General features: G+C 56.2%; 24 protein-coding genes. 6 read left to right on the top strand and 18 right to left on the bottom strand.

What is annotated here, in order from left to right:
* Positions 1-351 precede the first annotated feature (351 nt).
* The 3 genes from AC2FI8_RS02355 to AC2FI8_RS02365 all read right to left on the bottom strand — a co-directional run bounded on the left by AC2FI8_RS02355 (position 352) and on the right by AC2FI8_RS02365 (position 2,681).
* Entirely contained in the window at positions 352-1,107 is a 756-nt protein-coding gene (locus AC2FI8_RS02355) for a helix-turn-helix transcriptional regulator (RefSeq protein WP_058271634.1), read from the bottom strand.
* Positions 1,104-1,553, bottom strand: coding sequence for a type II 3-dehydroquinate dehydratase (aroQ, locus tag AC2FI8_RS02360; RefSeq protein WP_282168319.1), 450 nt, complete (start codon positions 1,551-1,553; stop codon positions 1,104-1,106). The genes AC2FI8_RS02355 and aroQ overlap by 4 nt, the downstream gene beginning before the upstream one ends.
* Positions 1,554-1,679: 126 nt before the next feature.
* The gene (locus AC2FI8_RS02365; protein WP_496764890.1) at positions 1,680-2,681 is read right to left on the bottom strand and encodes an NADPH:quinone oxidoreductase family protein; all 1,002 of its coding nucleotides are present in this window, start codon (positions 2,679-2,681) and stop codon (positions 1,680-1,682) included.
* Positions 2,682-2,815: 134 nt separating this feature from the next.
* Here AC2FI8_RS02365 and AC2FI8_RS02370 point away from each other — a divergent pair, with 134 nt between their 5' ends.
* Positions 2,816-3,634, top strand: coding sequence for an SDR family oxidoreductase (locus AC2FI8_RS02370; protein ID WP_496776857.1), 819 nt, complete (start codon positions 2,816-2,818; stop codon positions 3,632-3,634).
* Positions 3,635-3,657: 23 nt separating this feature from the next.
* Positions 3,658-4,683 (top strand): phosphotransferase family protein, encoded by a 1,026-nt coding sequence (locus AC2FI8_RS02375; RefSeq protein ID WP_496776861.1) that lies wholly within the window; start codon positions 3,658-3,660, stop codon positions 4,681-4,683.
* An 8-nt stretch (positions 4,684-4,691) separates the two neighbouring features.
* Here the strand turns inward: AC2FI8_RS02375 and AC2FI8_RS02380 are convergent, their stop codons facing one another.
* A complete protein-coding gene (locus AC2FI8_RS02380; RefSeq protein ID WP_496776863.1) occupies positions 4,692-5,300 on the bottom strand; it encodes a 2-hydroxychromene-2-carboxylate isomerase in 609 nt (202 codons plus the stop codon).
* Between the two features lie 196 nt (positions 5,301-5,496).
* On the opposite strand from AC2FI8_RS02380, the gene AC2FI8_RS02385 reads away from it, so the two are divergent.
* Both AC2FI8_RS02385 and AC2FI8_RS02390 read left to right on the top strand, forming a co-directional pair.
* Positions 5,497-6,726, top strand: coding sequence for a serine hydrolase domain-containing protein (locus AC2FI8_RS02385; RefSeq protein ID WP_496776864.1), 1,230 nt, complete (start codon positions 5,497-5,499; stop codon positions 6,724-6,726).
* Positions 6,727-6,775: 49 nt separating this feature from the next.
* On the top strand, positions 6,776-7,645 hold the full coding sequence (locus AC2FI8_RS02390; RefSeq protein WP_282151218.1) for an acyl-CoA thioesterase: 870 nt from the start codon (positions 6,776-6,778) through the stop codon (positions 7,643-7,645).
* Here the strand turns inward: AC2FI8_RS02390 and AC2FI8_RS02395 are convergent.
* The 12 genes from AC2FI8_RS02395 to AC2FI8_RS02450 all read right to left on the bottom strand — a co-directional run bounded on the left by AC2FI8_RS02395 (position 7,642) and on the right by AC2FI8_RS02450 (position 19,407).
* Positions 7,642-8,409 carry an SDR family oxidoreductase gene (locus AC2FI8_RS02395; protein ID WP_496776865.1) on the bottom strand — a complete coding sequence of 256 codons (768 nt, stop codon included), beginning with the start codon at positions 8,407-8,409 and terminating at the stop codon, positions 7,642-7,644. The two genes, AC2FI8_RS02390 and AC2FI8_RS02395, sit on opposite strands and share 4 nt — an antisense overlap.
* Before the next feature lie 119 nt (positions 8,410-8,528).
* Entirely contained in the window at positions 8,529-9,758 is a 1,230-nt protein-coding gene (locus AC2FI8_RS02400; protein ID WP_496776866.1) for an acyl-CoA dehydrogenase, read from the bottom strand.
* A gap of 125 nt (positions 9,759-9,883) precedes the next feature.
* A complete protein-coding gene (gene phoB / locus AC2FI8_RS02405; protein WP_058277939.1) occupies positions 9,884-10,573 on the bottom strand; it encodes a phosphate regulon transcriptional regulator PhoB in 690 nt (229 codons plus the stop codon).
* Positions 10,574-10,585: 12 nt separating this feature from the next.
* Positions 10,586-11,287: a phosphate signaling complex protein PhoU gene (phoU, locus tag AC2FI8_RS02410; RefSeq protein WP_496764868.1), complete on the bottom strand. Its 702-nt coding sequence runs from the start codon at positions 11,285-11,287 to the stop codon at positions 10,586-10,588.
* Positions 11,288-11,303: 16 nt separating this feature from the next.
* On the bottom strand, positions 11,304-12,101 hold the full coding sequence (gene pstB / locus AC2FI8_RS02415) for a phosphate ABC transporter ATP-binding protein PstB (protein ID WP_058271912.1): 798 nt from the start codon (positions 12,099-12,101) through the stop codon (positions 11,304-11,306).
* 12 nt (positions 12,102-12,113) lie between these two features.
* Positions 12,114-13,475, bottom strand: coding sequence for a phosphate ABC transporter permease PstA (gene pstA, locus AC2FI8_RS02420; RefSeq protein WP_496776867.1), 1,362 nt, complete (start codon positions 13,473-13,475; stop codon positions 12,114-12,116).
* Entirely contained in the window at positions 13,472-14,944 is a 1,473-nt protein-coding gene (pstC, locus tag AC2FI8_RS02425) for a phosphate ABC transporter permease subunit PstC (protein WP_496764863.1), read from the bottom strand. Before pstC ends, pstA begins: the two co-directional genes overlap by 4 nt.
* Before the next feature lie 82 nt (positions 14,945-15,026).
* Positions 15,027-16,067: a substrate-binding domain-containing protein gene (locus AC2FI8_RS02430; protein ID WP_496722892.1), complete on the bottom strand. Its 1,041-nt coding sequence runs from the start codon at positions 16,065-16,067 to the stop codon at positions 15,027-15,029.
* 192 nt (positions 16,068-16,259) lie between these two features.
* On the bottom strand, positions 16,260-17,306 hold the full coding sequence (locus AC2FI8_RS02435) for an ATP-binding protein (protein ID WP_496776869.1): 1,047 nt from the start codon (positions 17,304-17,306) through the stop codon (positions 16,260-16,262).
* A gap of 31 nt (positions 17,307-17,337) precedes the next feature.
* Positions 17,338-17,862, bottom strand: coding sequence for a gamma carbonic anhydrase family protein (locus AC2FI8_RS02440; protein WP_496722896.1), 525 nt, complete (start codon positions 17,860-17,862; stop codon positions 17,338-17,340).
* Positions 17,859-18,500: a guanylate kinase gene (gene gmk, locus AC2FI8_RS02445; protein ID WP_058271617.1), complete on the bottom strand. Its 642-nt coding sequence runs from the start codon at positions 18,498-18,500 to the stop codon at positions 17,859-17,861. The genes AC2FI8_RS02440 and gmk overlap by 4 nt, the downstream gene beginning before the upstream one ends.
* Before the next feature lie 16 nt (positions 18,501-18,516).
* Complete coding sequence (locus AC2FI8_RS02450; protein ID WP_496776871.1) at positions 18,517-19,407, bottom strand: YicC/YloC family endoribonuclease; 891 nt, start codon at positions 19,405-19,407, stop codon at positions 18,517-18,519.
* Between the two features lie 245 nt (positions 19,408-19,652).
* Between AC2FI8_RS02450 and AC2FI8_RS02455 the strand changes: the two genes are divergently transcribed.
* Positions 19,653-20,327, top strand: a complete 675-nt coding sequence (locus AC2FI8_RS02455) for a PAS domain-containing protein (RefSeq protein WP_496776873.1) — start codon at positions 19,653-19,655, stop codon at positions 20,325-20,327.
* A gap of 60 nt (positions 20,328-20,387) precedes the next feature.
* Here the strand turns inward: AC2FI8_RS02455 and AC2FI8_RS02460 are convergent, their stop codons facing one another.
* Positions 20,388-21,758: a class II 3-deoxy-7-phosphoheptulonate synthase gene (locus AC2FI8_RS02460; RefSeq protein ID WP_496738585.1), complete on the bottom strand. Its 1,371-nt coding sequence runs from the start codon at positions 21,756-21,758 to the stop codon at positions 20,388-20,390.
* 169 nt (positions 21,759-21,927) lie between these two features.
* Between AC2FI8_RS02460 and AC2FI8_RS02465 the strand changes: the two genes are divergently transcribed.
* Complete coding sequence (locus AC2FI8_RS02465; RefSeq protein ID WP_496738584.1) at positions 21,928-22,932, top strand: GlxA family transcriptional regulator; 1,005 nt, start codon at positions 21,928-21,930, stop codon at positions 22,930-22,932.
* Between the two features lie 7 nt (positions 22,933-22,939).
* Here the strand turns inward: AC2FI8_RS02465 and AC2FI8_RS02470 are convergent, their stop codons facing one another.
* A complete protein-coding gene (locus AC2FI8_RS02470) occupies positions 22,940-24,034 on the bottom strand; it encodes a PQQ-dependent sugar dehydrogenase (RefSeq protein ID WP_496776875.1) in 1,095 nt (364 codons plus the stop codon).
* Positions 24,035-24,110 lie beyond the last annotated feature (76 nt).

Below are 24,110 nucleotides of genomic sequence, written 5' to 3' on the forward strand. Positions count from 1 at the left end.
GGGCCTCAACCTGAACAGAATTAAAACCGGCTACTTTCCAGTAGTCGGTTTTTTGCGCCTTCCGGCGTTAGGAACAACAGATCAAACACTACTATTGGAAGGATTGAGGGGCCCCGCAGATGGGGATGGTCGAGGCCCCCCAAAATTCCGACTAAGAGACGCGGACAAATATACGCCTTTATGTCAGAGCGACCGGAGAGCTTTGGTATTGCAAAGATCCGATCAAAACGTTCCCAGGCTAAAGCCACCACTCACGGAACAATATCACTTTGCAACTGGGGCTCAGATTCGGGAAGTCATGTTTTCCTTACCTTACGTAAATTGACGCAATTTAGCGTCAAAAAAAACACATCATGCTTCCATGATGAACATCTGATTTTGCAGGGATGCTTTGAGCACGGCTTGCGCCGTTGTTTCGACTGACAACGACTCACGGGCAAGCCTCAAATGCTTCTCAACGGTCGCCGACGTCAGCCCCATCAAAAGCGCAATGTCCTGTGTCGTCTTCCCATCGCCAACCCATTCCAGCGCCTCGCGCTGACGCTTCGTCAGAGCGCGATTGGGGGTGTTGTAGGGCAGGGTAAGTATCTTCAGATGCGCGACATTGTTCATCAACAAAATGTCATCGCCATGTTCCGCCCAGATTGCATCGACCTCATCCTGACTAGTGGCCCCACCAGCCGAAAGAGAGATCGCACCCTTCGACCGCATCGAAACCGAGGTGAAACTGATAGTGTATCCCGCCACAACGCCTTTTGACCGATTGAACTCGTATACTTGGCGTTCCTGGGCGGTCATCGTGCCGTCGGAATTCATATCCTGAATCATTCTCCAACTGGCCGCGCCTTCATTGTGCAGCGCCCATTTCAGCATGGGTGCATGAAAGTACAGCCCATCGCGAACGAAACCATCAATGTACTCTTTGCCGTGGTTTGTAAGGATGGTGAAGTCTTCGGGGTCTCCCAAAGACGTTTCGGTCCTGTAGCGCGTATAGCCGTATAGCAGACGGTCGAAACCGAAAATTGCCATCTGGCGGCAATGAGCGTCCCAAAGCTCTTCCAGCGTTTTGACGTAGCTGAGGAAATTCAGATACTCGCCCAGCTTCATACGGACCCCTCGTTTTGCAAATGCGCCGACAGCGCATCCAACGCCATCACATAGCTCTGCAGCCCAAAGCCGCAGATCTGTCCCAGCGCAACCGGCGCCACATAGGATTTGTGCCGGAAGGGTTCACGTGCGTGTATGTTCGACAGGTGAACCTCAACAACCGGCAGGTCTACCGAAGCGATCGCATCCATCAAAGCGACCGAGGTGTGTGTATACGCGCCGGCGTTCAGAACGATCCCGTCCTGATTGCCTTTGGCCGCGTGGATCGCGTCGATCAGCACACCTTCGTGATTGGATTGCAGGTGTGATACGTCCAACCCGATAGACGCGCCGTGGCTTACACAGGTTTCTTCGACCATTTTCAGCGTTGTACGGCCATAAACCTCGGGTTGTCGTGTGCCCAGCAAGTTCAGGTTCGGACCGTTCAAAATCAGAACTTTATGCATTCATTCTCCGTCCCATTACTGGTTGATAAACGTGATTAGGTATGGATGTCCACCAGCCTGCGCACTCATCAGGCGAGTGTCGCGCATCTAACACCATCTGATCTTGAACCAAGCGTCGAAAACCAGTCAGGATTCTGGCATCGTTACCACAACTTTTCCAAGAACGGTGCGGTCGTTCAATAATTTCAGTGCCTCGCTTGCATCCGCTAAAGGAAACCGCCGACTGATTTGCGGCTTTATCTGTGAATTGGCGTATAAGTCGAACAACTCGCTGACATTTTCGGCATGGCTCTTGGGATCACGATAGACCGAAGCCCCCCAGAACACACCAACGACCTGGCAGCCCTTCAACAATGGTAGATTGAGTGGGACTTTGGGAATACCGGCCGGAAACCCGACAACAAGGAACCGGCCATTCCACGCCATGCTGCGCAGCGCTGGTTCGGCATAATCCCCACCAACGGCATCATAGACGACATCCACGCCATTTGCGCCCGCTATAGCCTTGATTTCACCGGAGAATGCCTTTTGCGCATTACGATCCATCTGGCGGGAATATACGATTGTGTCGTCCGCGCCGATTTGACGGCAAAAATCCGCCTTTTCCTGAGAAGATACGGCCGCTATGACACGCGCGCCCATCGCCTTGCCCAGTTCAACGGCCGCGCTACCGACACCACCTGCGGCACCCAGCACCAAAAGGGTTTCACCAGGCTGCAATGCGGCACGGTCTTTCAGCGCGTGGTAGGACGTGCCGTAGGTGAAAATGAAACAAGCCGCGTCATCGAATGGCATCGATGTGGGGAATTTCACGGCTGTAGCCGCCTTGACCGTCAATTGCGTTGCAAAACCGCCATATCCGGTCAGCGCCAGAACCCTGTCCCCAACTTCGAACCCGTTCACGCCTTCTCCAACGCCCAATACCTCACCTGCGATTTCCCCCCCGGGGGCAAATGGTCTTGGTGGCTTAATCTGATACAGGTCTTGGATCATCAACGTATCGGGGAAATTGACGCCAGCAGCCTTGACCCCGACCAGCAAATCTCCCTTTCCTGGCACCGGGTCGGGCAGGGTCGTAAGTTCCAATGTATCCGGTCCGCCCGGCGCGACGCTGAGTAACGCTTGCATATTGACTGTCTTGTCCTTGTTATTCGGTTGAGAGGACCTTTGGCGCAGCGGTGAATGTTGTCAAGAATTCCGCAGGGTGCAAATCTCGCCGAAAATCGCCACCTGTGCCACAATTCAAAACCGAGGAGCAGACCATGACCCCTGAAACCCTATTTTCGCTGCAGGGAAAAACCGCACTGGTTACAGGCGGTGCCACCGGCATTGGCCGGATGGCTGCGGAATCGCTTGTAAGGGCAGGGGCACGCGTGCTGATCGCGTCGCGCAAGGGGGAAGCCTGTGAAACCGTCGCGGCCGAGCTGAATGCTCTGGACGCGCCCGGAAGCGCCGAAGGTTTCAGCGGAGATGTCGGAACGGAAGAAGGCGTTCTGGCCATGGTCGATGAGGTCAAAAATCGCACGGATACCCTTGATATCCTGATGAATAATGCGGGCATCTCTTGGGGTTCACCGCTGGGACAGTTTCCCCATCAAGCGTGGGAAAAGGTCAATTCCGTCAACGTCGCTGGTCTGTTCGAACTTACGCAGCGTCTGTTGCCGATGCTGATGAAGTCCGGAACACCTGATGATCCGGCGCGCGTGGTCAACGTTGGATCGGTAATGGGTGAGGTACCGATGGGCGACGGTGCCTACAGCTATTCCGCATCCAAAGCTGCGGTGCTGCACTTGACCAAGATTCTGGCCAAGGAATTGTCGCCCTATCACGTCACTGTTAACGCGCTTGCGCCGGGACCATTTGTATCACGGATGACAGCCTTTGCGACGGCAGACGAGGGCACGCGCGAAAAGGTTGGCAAGACAGTTCCGTTGGGCCGTGTAGGTCGCGACGAGGATATCGCCGGGTGTTTGTTGTTCCTGTGCGGGCGTGGCGGCAGCTATGTGACCGGAGCCGTTATCCCGGTTTCTGGGGGCCTGAACGTGGTGACCGCCGGTAATCTCTTCGCCGAAGCACTATAGGGCCGGGGGAATAGTTATTGGAAATGCGTGATAAATCACAACTCGACCTGACGGCGCTAGACACCTATCTCAGCGCAAATTTGGACGGTTACATGGGGCCGCTGGAAGCGACGAAGTTCGCCATTGGACAATCCAACCCGACTTTCGAACTGCGCACACCGTCCAAGACTTACGTGCTGCGCCGTAAACCACCAGGCGTTTTGCTGAAGTCAGCCCATGCTGTGGAACGCGAGTTTCGCGTTCAAAGCGCACTGGCCGATAGCGCGGTTCCGGTCCCTCGGATGATGCTTTTATGTGAGGATGACAACGTCATCGGCTCGGCGTTCTACGTCATGGAACGGTTGCAGGGGCGTGTATTCCTTGAGCCGACGGTGGATGAGGCCGACAACGCAACTCGCAGTGGTGTCTTCGACGAAATGAACCGCGTGCTGGCCGATTTGCATGACGTCGATGTGGAGGCAGTAGGCCTGTCCGATTATGGCCCGCCGGGCAACTACTTTGAGCGCCAAATTGCCCGTTGGACCAAGCAGTATCGCGCATCCGAGACAACGACCATCCCCGAAATGGACGCGCTTATTTCCGCGCTTGAGGGGGCCATTCCAAACGATGACGGTCAGCGAACTTTGGTGCATGGTGACTACCGCATTGATAATCTGATGTTCGAACAGAACGGCTCGCGCTGCATTGGCGTTCTGGATTGGGAGCTGTCGACGATCGGGCACCCATTCGCGGATCTGGCAGCGGTCATCATGCAGTGGCAATTGCCCCCTGGAAACGAGGGGCGCGGATTGGCAGGTGTCGACCGTCAAGCCCTGGGAATACCGTCAGATCAAGAGTTTATCGGGCGATATTGCCAGCGTCGCGGATTGCCTGGGATTGAGAATTTCGGGTTCTACCTGGCGTTCAATTTCTTCCGAATGGCCGGAATTCTACAGGGGGTGTATAAGCGCGCTTTGGACGGGAACGCATCTGATCCCAAACGCGCGCAGGTGTTTGGGGCTTATGTATCGGTGTTTGCAAAACACGGGCTTGAAGCCCTGAATTCGTAGTTCGGCCGTCAGTCCGGCGACTTGGAAAGCTCTAGCCTCAGATTGCCAAGGCTGTTCTTGCCAAAAAACATCTCGGTACCCACAAACATTGTGGGCACTCCAAATACGCCTCGTTTTACGGCGGCCTTGGATTGTTCTTTGAGCCGCTGTTTTATTTCGGCACCCGTCATGGCCTCGCGGATTTTGCGCGCGGGAAGTTTGTTTTCGTGCATGATATCCATCAGCACACCCAGTTCATCGACTTTCTGGCCATGTACCCAGATCGCATCATATATCGCGTCTATATATTTGGATTCCCAAGATTTACCGGAGGCAAATACAGCACCACGCATGGCAAACTTGGTGTTCACCGGGAAATGCGGGCTCATATGAAAACTTAATCCGCGTCTGCGGGCAAAGCGATGAAGATCATGGTTCAGATAGGCTGTTTTCTGGCGGTTTTCCGAAAATGCCTCGAACGGGTTCTGATTATGCGTCGCCTTGAATATCGTGGGCAGTAACACGGGCACATAGCTTACTTGCATGCCATTTCGTTCCGCCAGTTCGGGCAAGACCTTGTGGGCCAGAAATGCATTTGGGCTGCAGAAATCGAAAATGAAATCTATGGTCTGCGTCATTGTCTAAACTCCGATACGACGATCTGTGAAATGAACTCTGAACCACCGGACGAATCTATAACGCGTCTAGTGTACAGGCGGGAAGGCCGGCGCGCACTGGCCGTTGGTCACGATGTGGGAAATCAGGAACTCCTCTGTCAATTCAGTGCGTCACCGGTCAAGATCAACGAAACCGCCGAGGAAGTTCGAGAAACCCATGCGCAGCCAGACAACCCTTGATCCTGCCCGCCTGAACCGCATACGGGACTGGATGCAGCGCTATGTAGATGAGCGCAAATACGCGGGCAGTTCACTACTATTGACCCACCACGGGTCCGAGGCGTTTTTTCACGCCAGTGGCCTCAGAAATGTCGAGAAGGACCTGCCATTTCAGCGCGATACGCTCGTTCGGATCTATTCTATGACGAAACCCATCACCTCGGTCGCGGTGATGATGCTGGCCGAGCGTGGGTTGTTCCACCTCGACGCGCAACTCTCTGAATTCCTGCCTGAATTTGCTTCAATGCAGGCTCTTGTCCCCGGGGCGGAGAGGCTGGATCATACCGAAGATGCACCATCCCCGACACTGCATCAGCTTCTGACACATACAAGCGGATTCAGTTATCCGTTCAATCCCGGTGTTCTCCCGGCGGCAATGGATGCACGGAAGCTAATTTTTAGCCCAAATCAAGGGTCTTTGAAGGACAGGATTTGCGCACTGGCACAACTGCCATTGGCATTCCAGCCCGGAACCCGTTGGGAATATTCAGTTTCCACTGATGTGTTGGGCCGCGTGGTCGAGGTTGTGTCCGGCAAATCCTTGGATCAGTTCTTCGAGCAAGAGATCTTTGAGCCGCTTGGGATGGTCGAGACCGGATTTTCTGTGCCCAAAGGGGCAGGGGATCGGTTCGCGTCTCTCTATACGCCGCTGGCTGGGGACGCGATGGCGCTGAATTCGGCCGAGACCGGCGATGACACTCTGCGATTGACGGACGAGGCAGGCGCATCCCCATTTGAAAAGGCGACGACCTTTTCGGGCGGTGGCGGTCTGGTCAGTACGATCGACGATTACGTTAAATTCACCAAGATGATGCGAAACCGGGGGCAGGGCAACGGCCACCGCTTGCTGGGTCCAATGACAGTCGACTTCATGCTTCAAAACCACTTGCCGGGCGATATCGCCTCAATGGGCCCGCAGAGCTTTGCCGAGCAACCGATGGAAGGCATGGGATTTGGTCTGGCCGGGTCAGTCATCATCAACCCCGGCAGAACCCGAACACCTGGATCATTGGGGGATTTCAGTTGGGGCGGTATGGCTTCGACATTCTTCTGGATTGACCGCAGCAACGATCTGTCGGCCGTATTCTTCACCCAATTGTCTCCATCCAGCTCTTACCCGTCCCGATCCGAGCTTAAGGCGCTGGTAATGGGCGCGTTGGTTGAATGACCCGCGCGGCGCTGATACGCCTTTTTCATAGCCAATCGGAGAGTCGCCAATGACCGAAGCAGAACGTGTCCTTCTTGACCTTTTGAACCTCGAAAGGCTCGAAGTGGACTTGTTCCGGGGCACAGGTTCAGGCGGCGAAACACCGACGCGAATTTTTGGCGGGCAGGTGGTGTCGCAGGCTCTGGCGGCGGCGTACCGAACTGTGGATGATCGGTTGTGCCATTCGTTGCACGCCTATTTCATTCGTCCCGGCGATCCAACTATTCCTGTTATTTATCAGGTCGATAGAGCGCGGGATGGAGGTTCATTCACAACACGGCGTGTGGTCGCGATCCAGCATGGCAAACAAATCCTGAACGTGTCGGCTTCGTTTCACATTCAGGATGAAGGCTGGGATCATCACCACGAGATGCCCCAGATGGAAGCCCCCGAAAGTTATCCATCACGCACAGAACTACGCGCGAAGTACGTGGATCTGGTGCCCAAACACCTGCGCGGAGAGTTGACACGCGAGCGACCTATCGAGGTCCGTGAGGCCAGCCATCTTGATCCGTTTACACCCGAAAAGACGGATGACAGAAATCAAGTCTGGTTCCGTATGCCCGGTGCCGCGGGCGCTGATGCTGCCACTCAGCAGTTGCTGCTGACTTACGCGTCTGACATGTATCTGATGGGATCAGGTATGCGACCGCACGGCCTCAGCTGGTTTACGGGTGAAGTCAACGCGGCCAGCCTTGATCACGCTATGTGGTTCCACGCGCCGATACATTTCGAAAACTGGCATCTGTATTCGATGGAATCGCCATGGAGTGGGCGAGGGCGCAACTTCAACCGAGGGTCGATCTATGCACAAGACGGCACTTTGGTTGCTTCGGTCACACAGGAAGGCTTGATGCGCAAAGCGCAGAAGAAACTTTAATCATCGCCCGTAAACTGTTGATTTAACTTATTCATACCCCTAATCCAGCTGTCGTAATCACTGGATTTGTGCCGAATGTAGTCCAACACTTTCGAATGCGGCAGCACCAGAAACTGTTCGGACTCAATGGCTTCGACACAGGCCTGGGCCACGTCTTCAGGCTCTAGCATACCGTCGATAGACGCTACCGAATCCTCAAAGCCGCGTGTCATTTCGGACCGAACCGCTTGCGGACATAGAACGGAAACGCGCAGGCCTTTATGGCTGTATGTCAGCGACAGCCACTCAGCAAAGCCCACGGCGGCGTGTTTGGAAACGCCGTATGGTGCAGCGCCAGGCTGGTTCAAAAGTCCTGCAGCCGAGGCCGTTGTCATGATGTAGCCACCGCCGCGCGCGATCATACGCGGAGCCATATGCCGCGCGGTCCAGACATGAGACATGACGTTGATTTTCCAGATCCGCTCCCAGTCTTCATCCGGAACGTCCAGACCACCAAGGGTCAGGATACCAGCATTTGCACAGAACAGATCAATCGGGCCAATCTCATCTTCGACGTGATCAATCAACGCTTTGATACTGGCTTCGTCTGAAACATCGCATGTTACCGCGTGTCCATTGATTTCCGTGGCCACAGAACGCGCAGCTTCGGTGTCTATGTCTGCGCATACGACCGTTGCACCTTCGCGCGCGAACCGGGTTGCCAGACCTTTACCGATACCGTTGGCTGCACCGGTGACCACCACAGTCTTGCCATTCAAGTTCATCAGGGGCTCCGAATTGGACGTTTTGAAAGGCATCGTAAGGCATTGGCAATTTTGGGAAAACCGGAAATTGCCAATGCTATTTTTTACCATAATACCGATTATGCGGTATTTAGAATATCCTAGTAGAAGGCCTGAAGTCCGGTCTGTGCCCGCCCCAAAATCAACGCATGAACGTCGTGCGTGCCCTCATAGGTGTTCACAGTTTCCAGATTGACCATGTGGCGGATAACCTGGAATTCCAGTGAGATGCCATTGCCACCGTGCATGTCGCGGGCATTCCGCGCGATCTCCAACGCCTTGCCGCAGTTGTTGCGCTTAACGATCGAAATCATCTCGGGCGCTGCTTCGGCCTGATCCATCAAGCGGCCAACGCGCAGGCTGGCTTGCAGGCCCAAAGCGATCTCGGTTTGCATGTCCGCCAGTTTGCGTTGGAACAGCTGCGTCTGCGCAAGCGGCTTGTTGAACTGTTTGCGGTCCAGACCATACTGACGCGCACCGTGCCAACAGCTTTCAGCGGCGCCCATGACGCCCCAGCTGATCCCGTAGCGCGCACGGTTCAGACAGCCAAACGGACCCTTCAGGCCCTGAACATGCGGCAGCAAGGCGCCCTCGTCCACTTCGACGCCGTCTAGAACGATCTCACCCGTAATCGATGCCCGCAGGCTCATCTTGTTCTGAATTTTGGGCGCGCTCAAACCTTTGAGACCCTTGTCCAAAACAAAGCCACGGATCTTGCCGTCATGAGCATCGGACTTAGCCCACACCACAAAGACGTCTGCGATGGGTGAATTCGAGATCCACATTTTGCTGCCGGTCAGCCGATAACCACCGTCGATCTTTTCCGCGCGGGTTTTCATGCCCGCCGGGTCCGAGCCGGCATCAGGTTCTGTCAGACCAAAGCAACCGATCCATTCGCCGCTGGCCAGTTTCGGAAGGTACTTCCGGCGCTGTTCTTCGCTGCCATAGGCATAGATCGGGTACATCACCAATGAGCTTTGTACCGACATCATCGAGCGATAGCCAGAATCCACACGCTCAACCTCGCGCGCGACCAGACCGTAAGACACATAGCCGCTACCAAGACCGCCGTATTCTTCGGGGATCGTGGTGCCCAAAAGGCCCATTTCACCCATTTCGCGGAAGATTTCCGGGTCCGTTTCCTCGTTCTGGAAGGCTTCCAGAACCCGTGGTTGCAGCTTTTCCTGACAATATGCCTGCGCACTCGCGGCGATCATGCGCTCATCTTCTGTTAGCTGATCCGCCAGACGAAATGGATCGTCCCACGAGAACGCCCCCATGTCAGGTGCATCTTTGGCGCGCAAAGTCGGTTTGGTGTTCGGGGCGTTCATTTTGGTTCTCCGCTAGTCGGCTTTGTCGCAAAATACCCTGCCGTAACCGCAAATAACAGCTACAGATTCGCAACGAACCATGAGTAAACCGCATAGAACAGGGCAGTGCGCCCTGCCCCGTGTTTTTACCCCAGCGCATACCCTGCGCCGCGGACCGTACGCACAGGATCTTCACCGCCATGCTGCGTCAGCGCCTTGCGCAAGCGGCCGATGTGAACATCGACCGTTCTGGTATCGACGTAGATATCGCGCCCCCAGACCCGGTCCAGCAACTGTTCGCGGCTCCAGACACGACCCGGTTTTTCCATGAACGTGCTCAGCAGACGAAACTCGGTCGGGCCCAGTTTCAGCGGCTTGCTGTTTCGGCTGACCTTGTGTGTCTCGGAATCCAGAATGATATCCGCAAATTCAAGCTTGATACCGACCGTCGCCGGGCGAACACGGCGCAACTGTGTGCGCACGCGCGCCATAAGCTCGACAACCGAATACGGCTTGACCACATAGTCATCCGCCCCGGTTTCCAGACCACGCACCTTGTCGACCTCTTCCGACCGGGCGGAAAGCATGATGATGGGGATCGATCGTGTATCCGGGCGCGTTTTAAGGCGGCGGCACACTTCGATCCCGCTGAGGTTGGGCATCATCCAGTCCAAAACGATGATGTCCGGATTGTCTTCATCAACCAGTAGCAACGCCTCGTCACCATTGGCCGCCTTGGATACACGAAACCCTTCTGCTTCGAGGTTGTAAGCCAGCACTTCACGCTGGGCCAGTTCATCCTCAACAACCAGTACCGTAGGCTGATCAGCGGACATAATCGTTGCCTCCTAGGCGGTTTGCGAGGTGGTATCAGCTTTGGGACGTGCTTCCGATGGCCGTTCCCCAGTCACCAGATAGACCACCTGTTCTGCGATGGCTGTTACGTGATCACCCATCCGTTCGATGTTCTTGGCAATGAAATGCAGGTGCATGCACGATGAGATATTGCGTGCATCTTCGGCCATGAAGGTCAGGAACTCGCGGAACAGGCCATTGTACATCTGGTCTACTTCTTCATCCCGCTGGATCACGTCAGCGGCCAATTCGGCGTCACGTTGAATATAGGCGTCCAACGCGTCGCGCAGCATCCGCTCAACCTCGCGCGCCATACGGCGCAGGGCGGCGGCACTGCCGTTGATCTCACCGGCGTCGACCAGAACCGTGGTGCGTTTGGCGATGTTTTTGGAATAGTCGCCAATGCGTTCCAGGTTGGCCGAGACCTTCAGAACAGACAGAACCAGACGCAGGTCGCTCGCTGTGGGTGCCCGCAGCGCGATCACCCGCGCGGTTTCTTCGTTGATCAGATCCTCAAGCGCATCAATGGCTTTGTCGCCCTGACGCACCTGTTGGGCCAATTCGACATCCCGGGTTTCAAGCGAGCGCGCGGCGTTCATGATCGCGGCCTCGACCAGACCGCCCATCTTCATGATATGGGCCTGAACCGCTTCAAGGTCGCGGTCGAATGCGGATGCAATATGTTGTTCGGTCATGTTCAAATACCTGTCCTCAGCCGATACGGCCGGTGATGTAGCTTTCCGTGCGGGGGTCTTCGGGGTTGGTAAAGATCTGGCCGGTTTCGCCGAATTCCACGAGGTTGCCCAAATGGAAGAACGCCGTTTTCTGGCTCACCCGCGCAGCCTGTTGCATTGAGTGGGTCACGATCACCACCGAATAGCGCGACCGCAGTTCGTCAATCAGTTCCTCGACTTGCGCAGTGGCAATCGGGTCCAACGCCGAGCATGGCTCGTCCATCAGCAAAACCTCAGGTTCCGTTGCCACGGCACGGGCAATGCACAGGCGCTGTTGCTGACCACCGGACAGGCCTGTACCGGGGGCGTCCAAGCGGTCCTTGACCTCATCCCATATCGCAGCACGACGCAGAGATTTCTCAACGATATCATCCAGTTCCGATTTGTTCTTTGCAAGACCATGGATGCGCGGGCCATAGGCCACGTTGTCATAGATCGACTTGGGGAACGGGTTGGGTTTCTGAAACACCATTCCGACCTTGGCACGCAACTGCACCGGGTCGACACGCTTGTCATAGATATCTTCGCCGTCCAGCAGGATATCGCCCTCGACCCGGCAAATGTCGATGGTGTCGTTCATCCGGTTGAGGCAGCGCAGAAAAGTGGACTTGCCGCAGCCCGATGGGCCGATAAAGGCCGTTACGGTCTTGTCCTCGATCTGGACGTCCACGTCTTTGATGGCGTGCGTGTCGCCGTAGTAGACCTGAACGTTGTTGGCGGCGATCTTGATGGCTTTGGAGTCCACGGTTCTCTCCACTCGTGTCATATCATTCATAATAGCCCCCATTTACCAGCGGCGTTCAAAGCGGCGGCGCAGAAGTACCGCAATGGTGTTCATTGTAACGAGGAAGATCAACAGGATGATGATGCCCCCCCATGCACGTTCATAAAAGGCCGGGTCGGCGCGCTTGGACCATTCATAGATCTGCGCCGGCATGGCCGAGTTTGGTGACAGGAAGCCCGCGACAATGCCATCGGGCGGATTTGAGGCGATAAAGCCTACCATCCCGATCAGCAACAACGGTGCGGTTTCCCCCAGTGCCTGCGCCAGACCAATGATGGTACCGGTCAGAATGCCGGGTGCAGCCAGCGGCAGGACATGGTGGAACACCGCCTGCATTTTCGAGGCCCCTACTCCAAGCGCCGCTTCACGGATCGACGGCGGTACAGCTTTCAGCGACGCGCGGGTCGAGATGATGATCGTCGGCAGCGTCATCAGTGTCAGCACCAGACCACCCACCAACGGGGCTGACGTCGGCAGGTGCATGTAGTTGATGAACACAGCCAGACCCAGAATACCGAACACGATCGACGGAACAGCGGCCAGGTTCGAGATGTTGACCTCGATGATATCGGTCAACCGGTTCTGTGGCGCAAATTCCTCAAGATAAATCGAAGCCGCTACACCGATGGGCAAGGCCAGCGCCAGGACGACCAACATCATGAACAATGAACCCAGCATAGAGACACCGATCCCAGCCGCTTCGGGCCGCTGGTCTGACGCATCTGCACCCAAAATGAAATCCGGGTTGAAGGCTTTGTACAGCACACCTGCATCGCGCAGTTGATCCACGAAATCCAACTGTTCGACCGAGATACTCTTGTCGTTGGCAATCGAATCGCGGGTCACGCGACCTTTCATGTAGCCATCGACACGGCTGTTGACCAAAAAGCGGAAGCTGACCGTTTTGCCGATCTCATCGGGGTTGGCGATCACATAGTTCCGCAACTCGGCTTGCGCGGCCTTGGACAGGATCTTGCCCATCTCCTTGGGTTTCAGGTCTGTCTGGATGCTCAGCTTTTCGACTTCGCTTTCCAGCGCAGACGCGATCAGAGGGGCATAGCCAAAGGTCGAAACCTTCTTGATATCCTCGATGTTCCGGTTGCCCTTCTTGTCCAGCTTGTCGGCCTTCAATTCGACATTCAGTTCAAGAAAGCTTTGCTGAAAGGCACCGGTGCCAGCGGTGACAATATTGGTCACCAGCACAATCAGCATCAGCAATCCGATCCCAATGGCGGCGATGCCATACATTTTGAACCGGCTTTCGGCTGCGTTGCGCCGCTTGGTGCGCGCGTCCTTTTCGAACAGCGAGCCGCCCTTGGGCTTCGTGGTCGGAGCAGCGTCAGGCATTTGGGAAATATCGGTCATTCGTACTGCTCCCGGTATTTGCGTACGATGTAGAGGGCAAAGATGTTCAGCCCCAGTGTGATGATGAACAGGGTCAGACCCAGCGCAAAGGCCACCAGCGTTTCGGGGCTGGCAAAATCGGTATCGCCTGTCAGCTGGCTGACAATCCGCGTGGTGATGGTTGTCATCGCTTCGAACGGGTTGCCCGAGAATTTGGCGATCGCTCCGGCGGCCATCACAACAATCATCGTTTCGCCAATGGCGCGGCTTGCGGCCAGAAGGATCGCGCCGACAATGCCCGGCAGCGCTGCCGGTAGAATCACATTGCGCACGGTTTCCGAATGCGTCGCTCCCAAACCCAGCGAGCCGTCACGCATGGATTGCGGCACCGCGTTGATGATGTCATCCGACAGAGATGAGACAAACGGGATCAGCATGATCCCCATAACCAGCCCAGCGGTCAGAACCGCGTTCGAACTGGCCATCCAGCCCACTCCCAACGCGCCACCGTCACCAAACATCGACACCAGCGCAGGACCCACAGTTAGCAAGGCAAACAGGCCGTAAACAATGGTCGGAATACCTGCGAGGATTTCCAGCAGCGGTTTCGCGATGGACCGCGTCACGCCCGAAGCATATTCAGACAGATAGATCGCGGCAAACAGGCCAATCGGAACCGCCACAAGCAGCGCGATCACAGAGATGTACAGCGTGCCCCACAACAGCGGTAGGATCGACAGCTCACTGCCTCCGCGGAAGTTCGGTGCCCAAGTGCTGCCGAAGAAGAAGTCCTTCCACGAATGCAGCTGGAAGAAGTTCATCGTCTCAAACAGCATCGACAGAACAATGCCGATGGTTGTCAGGATCGCGATTGACGCGGCCAGCAATAGAAGGGCCAGAACCCCCTGCTCTACCACGTTGCGCGCCCGAAACTCCTTGTGCGTACGCACATAGGCAAAGGCGGCCCCAAGTAGTGCCATCGCCAGCACTACGACTTGCATGGCAACTGTCCCTGTGGACGTCATGCTGCGGAACTTTTGTGCTGCAACCAAAATCGGCTGTGTGATGTCCTGAGTAAGAACCTGGCCTGCGTCTTTCAGCGTTTTCGTCAGCGCTTCGATATCCGCATTGCCGTTCCGGGCTTGAGTTTCGGTCATCGCACCGCTGGCAACAGCGCCGTCCAAGCCGTAGGCGACACGGCGCACTTCGCTCATGATCAGGCCGCGATCCGACCCTTCGGGCACTGCATGATCGGGAATAAGCTCGGATACCGTGCTGTTCACGATCATCGGTTGGGCAAGGAGCCAGACGATCAGCACCCCAACTGCAGGAACCAGAGCCGTCAGCGCAACGTTGTAACCGTAGTAAGACGGTAAAGAATGCAAATCGCGGACGTTACCACCCGCACTTGCCAGAGCGCGGGACCGACCCGCAAAAAATCCGATCACTGCCAGCGCAAGCAGGATAAGCAACAGCCAGGATAACGCCATGAGAACTCCGTGGGGATGGCAGAGATGGAGTCAAAAAGAACCGGGGCGAGAAAAACCGCCCCGGTTCCGTTCGTAAGAGTGATTAGGAACCGCCGCCCAGGACGGTTTCGTTGGCAACAGCTTCCTGTACCTTGACCAGCTCAGGGTCGGATACCAGGCCGTATTCTGCCAGCGGACCGTCGGGACCTGCGATCTCGTCAGCGACAAAGAACTCAGCATATTCTTTCAGGCCGGGGATCACGCCGATATGCGCTTTCTTCACGTAGAAGAACAGCGGGCGCGAAACCGGGTATTCGCCGGTTGCGATCGACTCGGTCGAAGGAACAACGTCAGACATGGTTGCGACTTGCAGCTTGTCGGTGTTGTTCTCGTAGAACGCCAGACCAAAGACGCCGATGCCGTCTTTGTTGCTGTCGATACGGGCCAGAGTTTCGGTGTAGTCACCGTCGATGTCGACCGAAACGCCATCGGTACGCAGAGCGATACAGGCTTTCTCGGCGGCTTTCTTGTCGTCGCCATTGGCCGCTTTGTAGACGTCAAAGTCGCCCAGATGCTCACAACCAGCCAGGATCACTTTGTCTTCGAACACTTCACGAGTGCCGTGCTTGGTGCCCGGGATGAAGGCTGCGATCGGCTGTGCCGGGAATGCAGGGTTTACGTCGGCCCAGGTTTTGTTGGGGTTGTCGACCAGTTCACCGTCAACGACGATCTGAGCGGACAAAGCTTTGTACCAGTCTTCCGGCGTGAACTCGAAAGAGTTGCCGTTGATGTCGGATGCGAAAACGATGCCGTCATAACCGATCTGAACTTCGATGATGTCAGTAACGCCGTTTTCAGCACAGGCTTTGATTTCTTTTTCACGGATCTGGCGCGATGCGTTCGCAACGTCGATGGTGTTTTCGCCAACACCTTCACAGAAACGCTTCAGACCTGCCGAGGAACCACCCGATTCAACAACCGGTGTCGGGAAGTCAAAATTCTCACCGAAGGCTTCTGCTACGATCGAGGCGTATGGCAGCACGGTTGAAGAACCCGCAACCTGAACCTGATCACGAGCGGCGGCCGCGGTGGCCGATACAGCAGCAATGGTAAGCGCCGAAGCCGACAGTTTTACAAAGGACATTTCAGTCTCCCTGAAAAGATAAATTGTGATCACCCCATGATGATCTGCGCGAACTCCTAAAAGCCGTGCGTAAGCCTTTTGTGACAAGTACGTAACGGTTTTATGACACGTAACGATTTTCTTAAGTTTTCTTAACAGGACAGTACGGAACACAGCGCGCGTCTGAAATGAACCTGCGTCATTGGCCGAAAATCAGCGCGGCAAAATCACTGTAAAAACAGAGCCTTTGCCCAGATCGCTTTCGACCCGCAACCGCCCCCTGTGGCGGTTTACAATATGTTTTACAATCGCAAGGCCCAACCCCGTACCGCCCAGTTCGCGGGATCTGTGACTGTCGGCGCGATAGAATCGCTCGGTCAGGCGCGGCAGATGCACGGCATCAATCCCTGGGCCTTTGTCTGCGATCTGTACCCGAACCGCAGGGCCGCGCATGGCGGTGTCGCGCTCAGATGACTGAATGCGCACATCAACACTACCGCCGCTACCGCCATATTTGATGGCATTCTCGATCAGGTTCGTGAACACCTGACGCAATTGGTCGCTATCTCCGGTCACCGAGATTGGTCCCGAAGACGCATCCAGTGTCAGGTCCACATTTGCAGCCTCAGCAAGGGGACGCAGCGTTGTAAGCGTTGATTGCAACAGACCTGTCAGATCAAGCTGCTCCCTGGGGCGAACCCGCTCTTCGCTCTCGACCCGGTTCAGGGATAGCAGATCGCCGACCAGCCGGTTCATCCGGTTGGCTTCGTCGGTCATGATCTGCAGAAACCGCTCACGGGCGGCTGCATCGTCTCGCGCCGGACCACGCAATGTTTCTATGAAGCCCATCAGAGCAGTTAGAGGCGTGCGCAGTTCGTGGCTGACATTCGCAACAAAATCGCGTCTCATTTGTCCGGCCTGTTCCAGATGCGTGACATCCTGGAAAACGACCATCACGGCACCACCCCCCACCGCGCCCACACCCTTCATGTAACGGCATTGCACTTCGAAAGTGGTGTCCTGGGCACCATCATTGGACAAATGGCGCGTTTTGGCTGGGCCTTTACTGCGCAGGCTCTGCTCCATCGCGTCGATGACTTGTGGCTGCCGAAGGATCGTTGCGAAATGACGGCCTTCGATGTTCTGTCCCAGCATAGTTCTGGCTTCGGTGTTTGCCGCTATGATGCGCTCGGTCTGATCAACCATAAGCGTGGGCATCGGAATGGCCGACACAATTTCAGCAAGCAGGTCGTTTGGCATTTCCGTCACTCTTGATGCGTTTGGAATCAACCTAGGACACAGGTTTCAAAGTTTTGCGAAACGCGCGCATATTCTGCTGATAATGCAGCGCGCTGAAGGTGATTTTTTGCGCTGCCGCCGCATCCAGTTCCCGCACAACTTTGCCCGGTGACCCCATGACCAGAGAGTTATCGGGTATTTCCTTGCCTTCGGTAATCAGGGCGCCGGCACCGATAAGACAGTTTTTCCCGATCTTTGCGCCGTTCAAGACAATCGCGCCCATTCCGATCAGCGTGTTTTCCCCGATCGTGCAGCCATGCAGCATGACCTTGTGTCCGATGGTGCAGTTCTTACCAATGGTCAGCGGATACCCGGCGTCGATATGCATGACGCAGTTTTCCTGGACGTTACTGCCCTCGCCCACGCGGATCTCTTCGTGGTCGGCGCGGATGGTGCAGCCGAACCAGACCGAGGCACCCTGCTCCAGAACGACTTTCCCAATCAGGTTGGCGTCCGGCGCAACCCAGGTGTCTTCGTGGATTTGCGGCGCGTGGTCACCCAAAGCGTAAATGGTCATGCCAAGCCCTCAAATTCGTTTTGCAACGTGCGGACATGGTTCTGCAGGCTGGGCTGCTGGATGCGGCGCATGCGTTCGGCGCTGACGATGGTTTTCAGCTTCTCTTCGGTGGCATCCAGATCGTCATTGATCAGAACATAGTCATAATAGCCCCAGTGGCTAATCTCATCCCAGCTTTTCAACATCCGCTTGGCGATCACGTCTTCACTGTCCTGACCGCGGCTTTCCAGCCTGCGGCGCAGCTCGGGGATAGACGGCGGCAGGATAAAGATCGACAAAGCGTGCTTGCCCAGATCCGAATTGCGGATTTGCACCTCGCCTTGCCAGTCCACGTCAAACAGAACGTCTTTGCCGCTGTTAATGGACTCGCGTACCGGACCCGCCGGTGAGCCGTAGAAATTACCGAACACGTGCGCGTGTTCCAGCATTTGTCCCTCGGACACCTGCTGCCGGAACGCATCCTCACTAAGGAAGTAATACTCGCGCCCGTCTTCCTCACCCGGGCGTGGTGCGCGGGTGGTGGCCGAGACCGAAAACTCAAGCTCAGAATCCCACTGCATCAGCCGTTTCGCCAGGGTCGATTTACCGGCCCCCGAAGGCGAGGACAGAATGATTAATAGGCCGCGTCGATCCGCCATTTGGGCGCTCCTGTGGTTATTCTACGTTCTGCACTTGCTCACGCATCTGATCTATTACGGCCTTCAACTCAAGGCCGACCGCTGTCAATTCCGCGCTTTGCGCCTTTGAGCACAGAGTATTAGCCTCACGGTTGAACTCCTGCATTAGGAAATCCAGCTTGCGCCCGACCGCCGCGTCCTGCGCCAGCAGATCCCGCGCCGCCACGACATGCGCTTTCAGGCGATCAATCTCTTCGGTGATGTCCGCCTTGACGGCAATCAACGCCAATTCCTGAGCGACGCGGTCCGGATCAACCCCCTGCGCGTTGTCCATGACACGCGCCAGATTATCCCGCAGAGCCTCGGTCATCTTGTCCTTGCGTTGCTCTGCCAGCTCTGCCGCTTGGGCCGTCAATGAAGCCACCTGCCCTAGTTGATCTTCCAGAACAGTTGCCAGCGCCCGACCCTCGGACTGGCGCATTTCTATGAATTCGCCCAATAGGCCACTGAATTCTGCCGTCAGTTGGCCAACCAATGGGCCCGGGTCATCCCCATCACTGCCCGCATCCAACATACCCTTGAGCGAGATCAGATCAGCGGCCGTCGAGGGCCTAAGGGTCACGTCCCGCGCAATGGCCATTTCCTGCGTTCGCGCCACAGCCTCAAGAACGGCACCCATGGCAGTCTCGTTCAGGACCAGGTCCGCCTTCGTCTCATCTCGGCTGAGGCGCAAAGACAATGTCACATTGCCCCGGCTTAGTTTTTTCGACATCGCGGCGCGCAACGCAGCCTCAAGCCCGGTCAACCAGTCCGGCACGCGCAGACGCATGTCCAGCCCCTTGCCGTTCACGCTGCGCAACTCCCACGTCCAGCTATGCGGGCCAAACGCCCCTTTGCCCGAGGCGAAACCCGTCATGGATTTAATCATGCCTGCCCTTTCCATAGCTGCCCGTTTTCAGTTTGCTGGGCGCACCTAATGCGAACTGCGCGCACAGGGCAAGAGTTTGCTGACTCTGCCTTTGTCCGTCAGTCGTTAACCATTCGTTAAAGATTTGCTCCAAAATTGACTCAACCTGCGTCAGTCTTACACCTGCGGACACTGGCCTCGGATAGAGGTCCCCGGTACTTCGCATTTTAGGAAAATGACGGTCGATAGGCGCCAGGGTGATAATGATGAAAACCTTTTTCGGGAACGGTTTCGGGTCAAGTTTTGGAAAGATCGTCTCTATGGATCGTTTTGACAGCGGGCGCAGCCTTTCGCCTATCCGGCAGGCCGAGGCGTATTGGACGGCGCTTCTGACAGGTGATGGGGTTCCCATGCGGTCGCAAATCGACCCGCGCGGGCTTGAGAACATTTTGGAATACACTTTCGTTCTGGAACGCATCGCCCCCGGACTTACCCGATTCCGTCTGGCCGGGAGGCATTTGAACCAGCTGGCCGGGATGGAAGTGCGTGGTATGCCGCTGACTTCCTTCTTTGAGCCCGGCGCGCGGGACCAGATCAAGACCGTGTCGGAACAGGTATTCGCACAACCAGCTATCGCCAATCTGACCCTGGAATCATCAGGTCGGTTGGGGCGTGTGCAGTTACAGGCCCGCATGCTTCTGTTACCGCTGAAAAGCGATTTAGGTGATGTCAGCCGCATTCTGGGCGTAATGGTCAGCGACGGCGCTATAGGTGCAACACCCCGACGATTCACAATCTCAGAAACCAATTTGCGCCCGGTGTCGGATGTGCAGGTTCCCAAACAACCGTCGCAAACGGTCCAGACCGGATTCGCAGAAGATCAGCAAAATTTTGACCGTCCCGGTTCACATCTGAGGCTGGTTGTGTCGCGCGATGACTAAGTCACAAACAAAAAAAGGCGGGCCCATCCAGCCCGCCTTTTCCGATTATTGTCTATAACCTTAACTGGCTGCGCGGTTCTTGCGGTCGCGGCGCAGGTTGGTCAGCTCTTCTGCGACCAGGAATGCCAGTTCCAAGGACTGCGATGCGTTCAGGCGTGGGTCGCACGCTGTGTGGTAACGATCTGACAGGTCCTCTTCGGTCACCGCGCGCACGCCGCCGGTGCATTCTGTGACGTCCAGACCGGTCATCTCAAAATGCACACCACCAGGAACCGTGCCTTCGGCCTGATGGACGCCAAAGAAGTCGCGTACCTCACGCAGGACCGAGTCGAACGGACGGGTTTTGTACCCGGTTGCCGACTTGATCGTGTTGCCATGCATCGGGTCGCAAACCCAGGTGACCTTGGCGCCCTCTTCCTTAACCGCCTTGACCAGGCGCGGCAGGTGCTCGCCTGCCTTGCCTGCGCCAAACCGTGCGATCAGGGTCAGGCGACCCTCTTCGTTTTCCGGGTTCAGCTTGGCCATAAGAACCTTGAGGTCCTCGGCTGTCGTGGTCGGGCCGCATTTTAGACCAATCGGGTTCAGTACCCCGCTGCAGAATTCCACATGCGCACCGTCTGGCTGACGCGTACGGTCGCCGATCCAGATCATGTGACCGGACCCTGCCAACCAGTTGCCGGAAGTAGAATCGAGACGGGTCAGAGCCTCTTCGTATTCCAGCAGCAAGCTTTCGTGGCTGGTGTAAAACTCCACGGTTGAGAACTCATGCGTAGTGTCCGCTGTGATCCCGGCGGCATCCATGAAGTCGATCGTGTCTTGGATACGGTCAGCAATTTCCGAGTATTTCTGTACATCCTGTTCATCCGTGAAGCCCAATGTCCACGAATGCACCATGCTCATATCGGCGAATCCGCCGGTCGAGAATGCACGCAACAGGTTCAAGGTAGCGGCAGCCTGCGTGTAGGCCTGCAGCATCTTGCTGGGATTCGGGATGCGGGCTTCGGGCGTGAAAGCCAGCTCGTTGATGATGTCACCGCGGTAGCTGGGCAACTCAACACCGTCCAGAACCTCGGTCGGCGCACTGCGCGGCTTGGCAAACTGGCCCGCCATACGGCCCACTTTGACCACGGGCACCTTGGCACCATAGGTCAGTACCATCGCCATCTGCAGCATCACCTTAAAGGTGTCACGAATTGCATCCGCGCTGAATTGTTCAAAGCTTTCAGCACAATCCCCGCCCTGTAACAGGAAAGCCTCGCCGCGACCGGCGGCACCCAGATGTTGTTTGAGACGCCGTGCTTCGCCAGCAAAGACCAGCGGGGGATACTGAGAAAGCTGAGCCTCGACTTTGGCCAGCGCGGCCGCATCGATATAGTCTGGCATCTGAACCCGGGGCTTGTTGCGCCAGTTCGTTTTTTGCCATTCGGTCATAGCTTTGATCTCCGCTGAAGTAGTCAGGTCGTCTCTATACAAAATGCATTGAAGACTGACCATATCCCTTTTGCGCCTCTTGACGTCGGAAACAAGCTTTGATCATGGTGGCTGGCAACAACGACGCCGGACGCGACGTAACAACGCGCCGAATCAAGGACACCAAGCCATGCAAGAGCAACGCCAAGTTGTCACAGTGGAAGGCGCTGAGGCCAATCCTCGGCATTTCGTGTTTGTCCTTTTGGACAAGTTTTCCCTGCTGTCTTTTGCCTCGGCGTTGGACAGCCTGCGGATTGCCAACCGTATGGCAGACAAAGAACTCTACACGTGGGCCCTGGCCGGTGAAGGTGGTGATACGGTCAGCTGTTCTGCCGGGACTACCTTTAACGTTGAAACCGACTTGGTCGAACTGCAACGCGATGACGTGGTCTTGATCTGCGGCGGCGTCGACGTGCAACTGGCGACAACAAAGAAAGTGCTGAACTGGGTCCGCCGCGAAGCGCGGCGCGGTTTGCGCATCGGCGGTCTGTGCACAGCAGCCTTTACGTTGGCCAAGGCCGGATTGCTGGATGGTAAACGCGCAACGATCCACTGGGAAAACTCGGACAGCTTTATCGAAGAGTTCGACGAAGTTGAACTGACCAAATCAGTGTTTCAGATCGACGGAAACCGGATGACGACTGCGGGCGGCACGTCCTCAATCGACCTGATGCTCAAGATCATTGCCGATGATTATGGTGAGGATCTGGCGAACGCCGTGGCGGACCAGATGATCTATTCCTCGATCCGTACCGATCAGGATACACAGCGCCTGTCGACCCCGACCCGGATTGGTGTACGACACCCCAAGCTAAGCCAGGTTATCCTGATGATGGAAAAGAATATCGAAGAGCCGATCTCGCCATCGATTCTGGCAAAAGACGTGGGCATGTCCACCCGACAACTGGAACGCCTTTTCCGCCGCTATCTCAGCCGCTCACCCAAACGCTACTACATGGAATTGCGCCTGCACAAAGCACGCAACCTGCTGATGCAGACGGACATGAGTGTGATCAACGTGGCTTTGGCTTGCGGCTTTGCCTCGCCCAGCCATTTCTCAAAATGCTACCGGGCCCATTACAACACCACGCCTTATCGTGAACGTGGTGCGCAAAGCGGGCGGTTGTCCGTCTGATCTACGCCTATCCGGGGGTCATGCGATAGATGGCTCCCTGTCCCACCGAAATAAACCAGATTGCCCCATCCGGGGCTTCGACGATATCGCGAACGCGCTCGGTTTCCGGCCCTTTGATCTGTTCGACCTCGCGCAGCGGTGTTCCTTCAAGGCGCGAGATGTAGTCAAACTTGAGCGACCCGACAAAGATATCGCCCCGCCACTCTGGCCAAAGCTTGCCGGAATAGACCAGCAAACCGGACGTTGCGATGGACGGATCCCAATAGTGTTCCGGCTGTTCCATCCCGGGTTTCGAGGTCCCCTCTCCGATTTTTTGGCCCGAATAGTGAACGCCGTAGGAGATCACCGGCCAGCCGAAATTCCGCCCCGGTTGGATCAGGTTCACTTCATCCCCGCCCTTCGCACCATGCTCTGAAATCCACAAGCGACCTTGCCTGTCCAACCCAGCGCCCTGCGGGTTGCGATGACCAAATGACCAAATCTCAGGGCGAATTCCAGCCTGTCCGACAAAAGGGTTGTCGGCAGGTACCGTGCCATCGCGATTGATGCGAATAACGGTGCCCATGTGGTTTGACCTGTCTTGCGCTGACGGACGGTCGCCGCGATCCCCAATCGTAACAAACAGCGTTCCGTCCTGCGCCTCGACCACGCGCGAACCGAAATGTCGGCCAGTCGAACCGCCCGGAACTGCTTCGAAAATGATCCGTACGTTGTTCAAGCGGCTCCCGTTTTCCGACAGGCGCGCCACGGCCACCGCGGTTCCCGCCCCGCCACTTTGGGGTTTAGAGAAGGTGAGAAACACCTCGCGGGTCTGCGGAAAATCCCGTGCCACGGTGATATCGAGCAGCCCGCCCTGCCCGTTCGCAGCCACCTTGGGCACCCCGGCAATGCGTTTGACCTCGCCTTCCGAGACAAACAAAAGATCGCCGTCCCGTTCGGTCACCAATGTTCCGCCTCCGGGCAATAAGCCGATCGCCCAAGGTGCATCCAGCCCGGTGACCATCGCCGTGACCTGAACCGTCCCGGCTGAGGTTTGAAGGGTATCGGCGCTGATGGGGCCGGCAAAAACCGACAGGACCAGAATCGCGGCAGCCCTAAGCATGAGAATCTCCAACTTTGGTAAAACGTGACAAACTCATCAAAACAAATAGGTTTATTCTTGGCAAAAACACATTTGC

The organism is Ruegeria sp. CDSB029 (assembly GCF_059611125.1).

Excerpts from the sequence above, each read along its gene's own strand:
- pstB (WP_058271912.1), bottom strand. The coding sequence starts at position 12,101 with ATGAATGATATGACACGAGTGGAGAGAACCGTGGACTCCAAAGCCATC.
- phoU (WP_496764868.1), bottom strand. The coding sequence starts at position 11,287 with ATGACCGAACAACATATTGCATCCGCATTCGACCGCGACCTTGAAGCG.
- AC2FI8_RS02460 (WP_496738585.1), bottom strand. The coding sequence starts at position 21,758 with ATGACCGAATGGCAAAAAACGAACTGGCGCAACAAGCCCCGGGTTCAG.
- pstA (WP_496776867.1), bottom strand. The coding sequence starts at position 13,475 with ATGACCGATATTTCCCAAATGCCTGACGCTGCTCCGACCACGAAGCCC.
- AC2FI8_RS02465 (WP_496738584.1), top strand. The coding sequence starts at position 21,928 with ATGCAAGAGCAACGCCAAGTTGTCACAGTGGAAGGCGCTGAGGCCAAT.
- gmk (WP_058271617.1), bottom strand. The coding sequence starts at position 18,500 with ATGGCGGATCGACGCGGCCTATTAATCATTCTGTCCTCGCCTTCGGGG.
- pstC (WP_496764863.1), bottom strand. The coding sequence starts at position 14,944 with ATGGCGTTATCCTGGCTGTTGCTTATCCTGCTTGCGCTGGCAGTGATC.
- AC2FI8_RS02390 (WP_282151218.1), top strand. The coding sequence starts at position 6,776 with ATGACCGAAGCAGAACGTGTCCTTCTTGACCTTTTGAACCTCGAAAGG.
- AC2FI8_RS02375 (WP_496776861.1), top strand. The coding sequence starts at position 3,658 with ATGCGTGATAAATCACAACTCGACCTGACGGCGCTAGACACCTATCTC.
- AC2FI8_RS02440 (WP_496722896.1), bottom strand. The coding sequence starts at position 17,862 with ATGACCATTTACGCTTTGGGTGACCACGCGCCGCAAATCCACGAAGAC.
- AC2FI8_RS02395 (WP_496776865.1), bottom strand. The coding sequence starts at position 8,409 with ATGAACTTGAATGGCAAGACTGTGGTGGTCACCGGTGCAGCCAACGGT.
- AC2FI8_RS02435 (WP_496776869.1), bottom strand. The coding sequence starts at position 17,306 with ATGCCAAACGACCTGCTTGCTGAAATTGTGTCGGCCATTCCGATGCCC.
- AC2FI8_RS02365 (WP_496764890.1), bottom strand. The coding sequence starts at position 2,681 with ATGCAAGCGTTACTCAGCGTCGCGCCGGGCGGACCGGATACATTGGAA.
- AC2FI8_RS02370 (WP_496776857.1), top strand. The coding sequence starts at position 2,816 with ATGACCCCTGAAACCCTATTTTCGCTGCAGGGAAAAACCGCACTGGTT.
- AC2FI8_RS02380 (WP_496776863.1), bottom strand. The coding sequence starts at position 5,300 with ATGACGCAGACCATAGATTTCATTTTCGATTTCTGCAGCCCAAATGCA.
- AC2FI8_RS02355 (WP_058271634.1), bottom strand. The coding sequence starts at position 1,107 with ATGAAGCTGGGCGAGTATCTGAATTTCCTCAGCTACGTCAAAACGCTG.
- AC2FI8_RS02455 (WP_496776873.1), top strand. The coding sequence starts at position 19,653 with ATGAAAACCTTTTTCGGGAACGGTTTCGGGTCAAGTTTTGGAAAGATC.
- AC2FI8_RS02430 (WP_496722892.1), bottom strand. The coding sequence starts at position 16,067 with ATGTCCTTTGTAAAACTGTCGGCTTCGGCGCTTACCATTGCTGCTGTA.
- AC2FI8_RS02450 (WP_496776871.1), bottom strand. The coding sequence starts at position 19,407 with ATGATTAAATCCATGACGGGTTTCGCCTCGGGCAAAGGGGCGTTTGGC.
- AC2FI8_RS02400 (WP_496776866.1), bottom strand. The coding sequence starts at position 9,758 with ATGAACGCCCCGAACACCAAACCGACTTTGCGCGCCAAAGATGCACCT.
- AC2FI8_RS02470 (WP_496776875.1), bottom strand. The coding sequence starts at position 24,034 with ATGCTTAGGGCTGCCGCGATTCTGGTCCTGTCGGTTTTTGCCGGCCCC.
- aroQ (WP_282168319.1), bottom strand. The coding sequence starts at position 1,553 with ATGCATAAAGTTCTGATTTTGAACGGTCCGAACCTGAACTTGCTGGGC.
- phoB (WP_058277939.1), bottom strand. The coding sequence starts at position 10,573 with ATGTCCGCTGATCAGCCTACGGTACTGGTTGTTGAGGATGAACTGGCC.
- AC2FI8_RS02385 (WP_496776864.1), top strand. The coding sequence starts at position 5,497 with ATGCGCAGCCAGACAACCCTTGATCCTGCCCGCCTGAACCGCATACGG.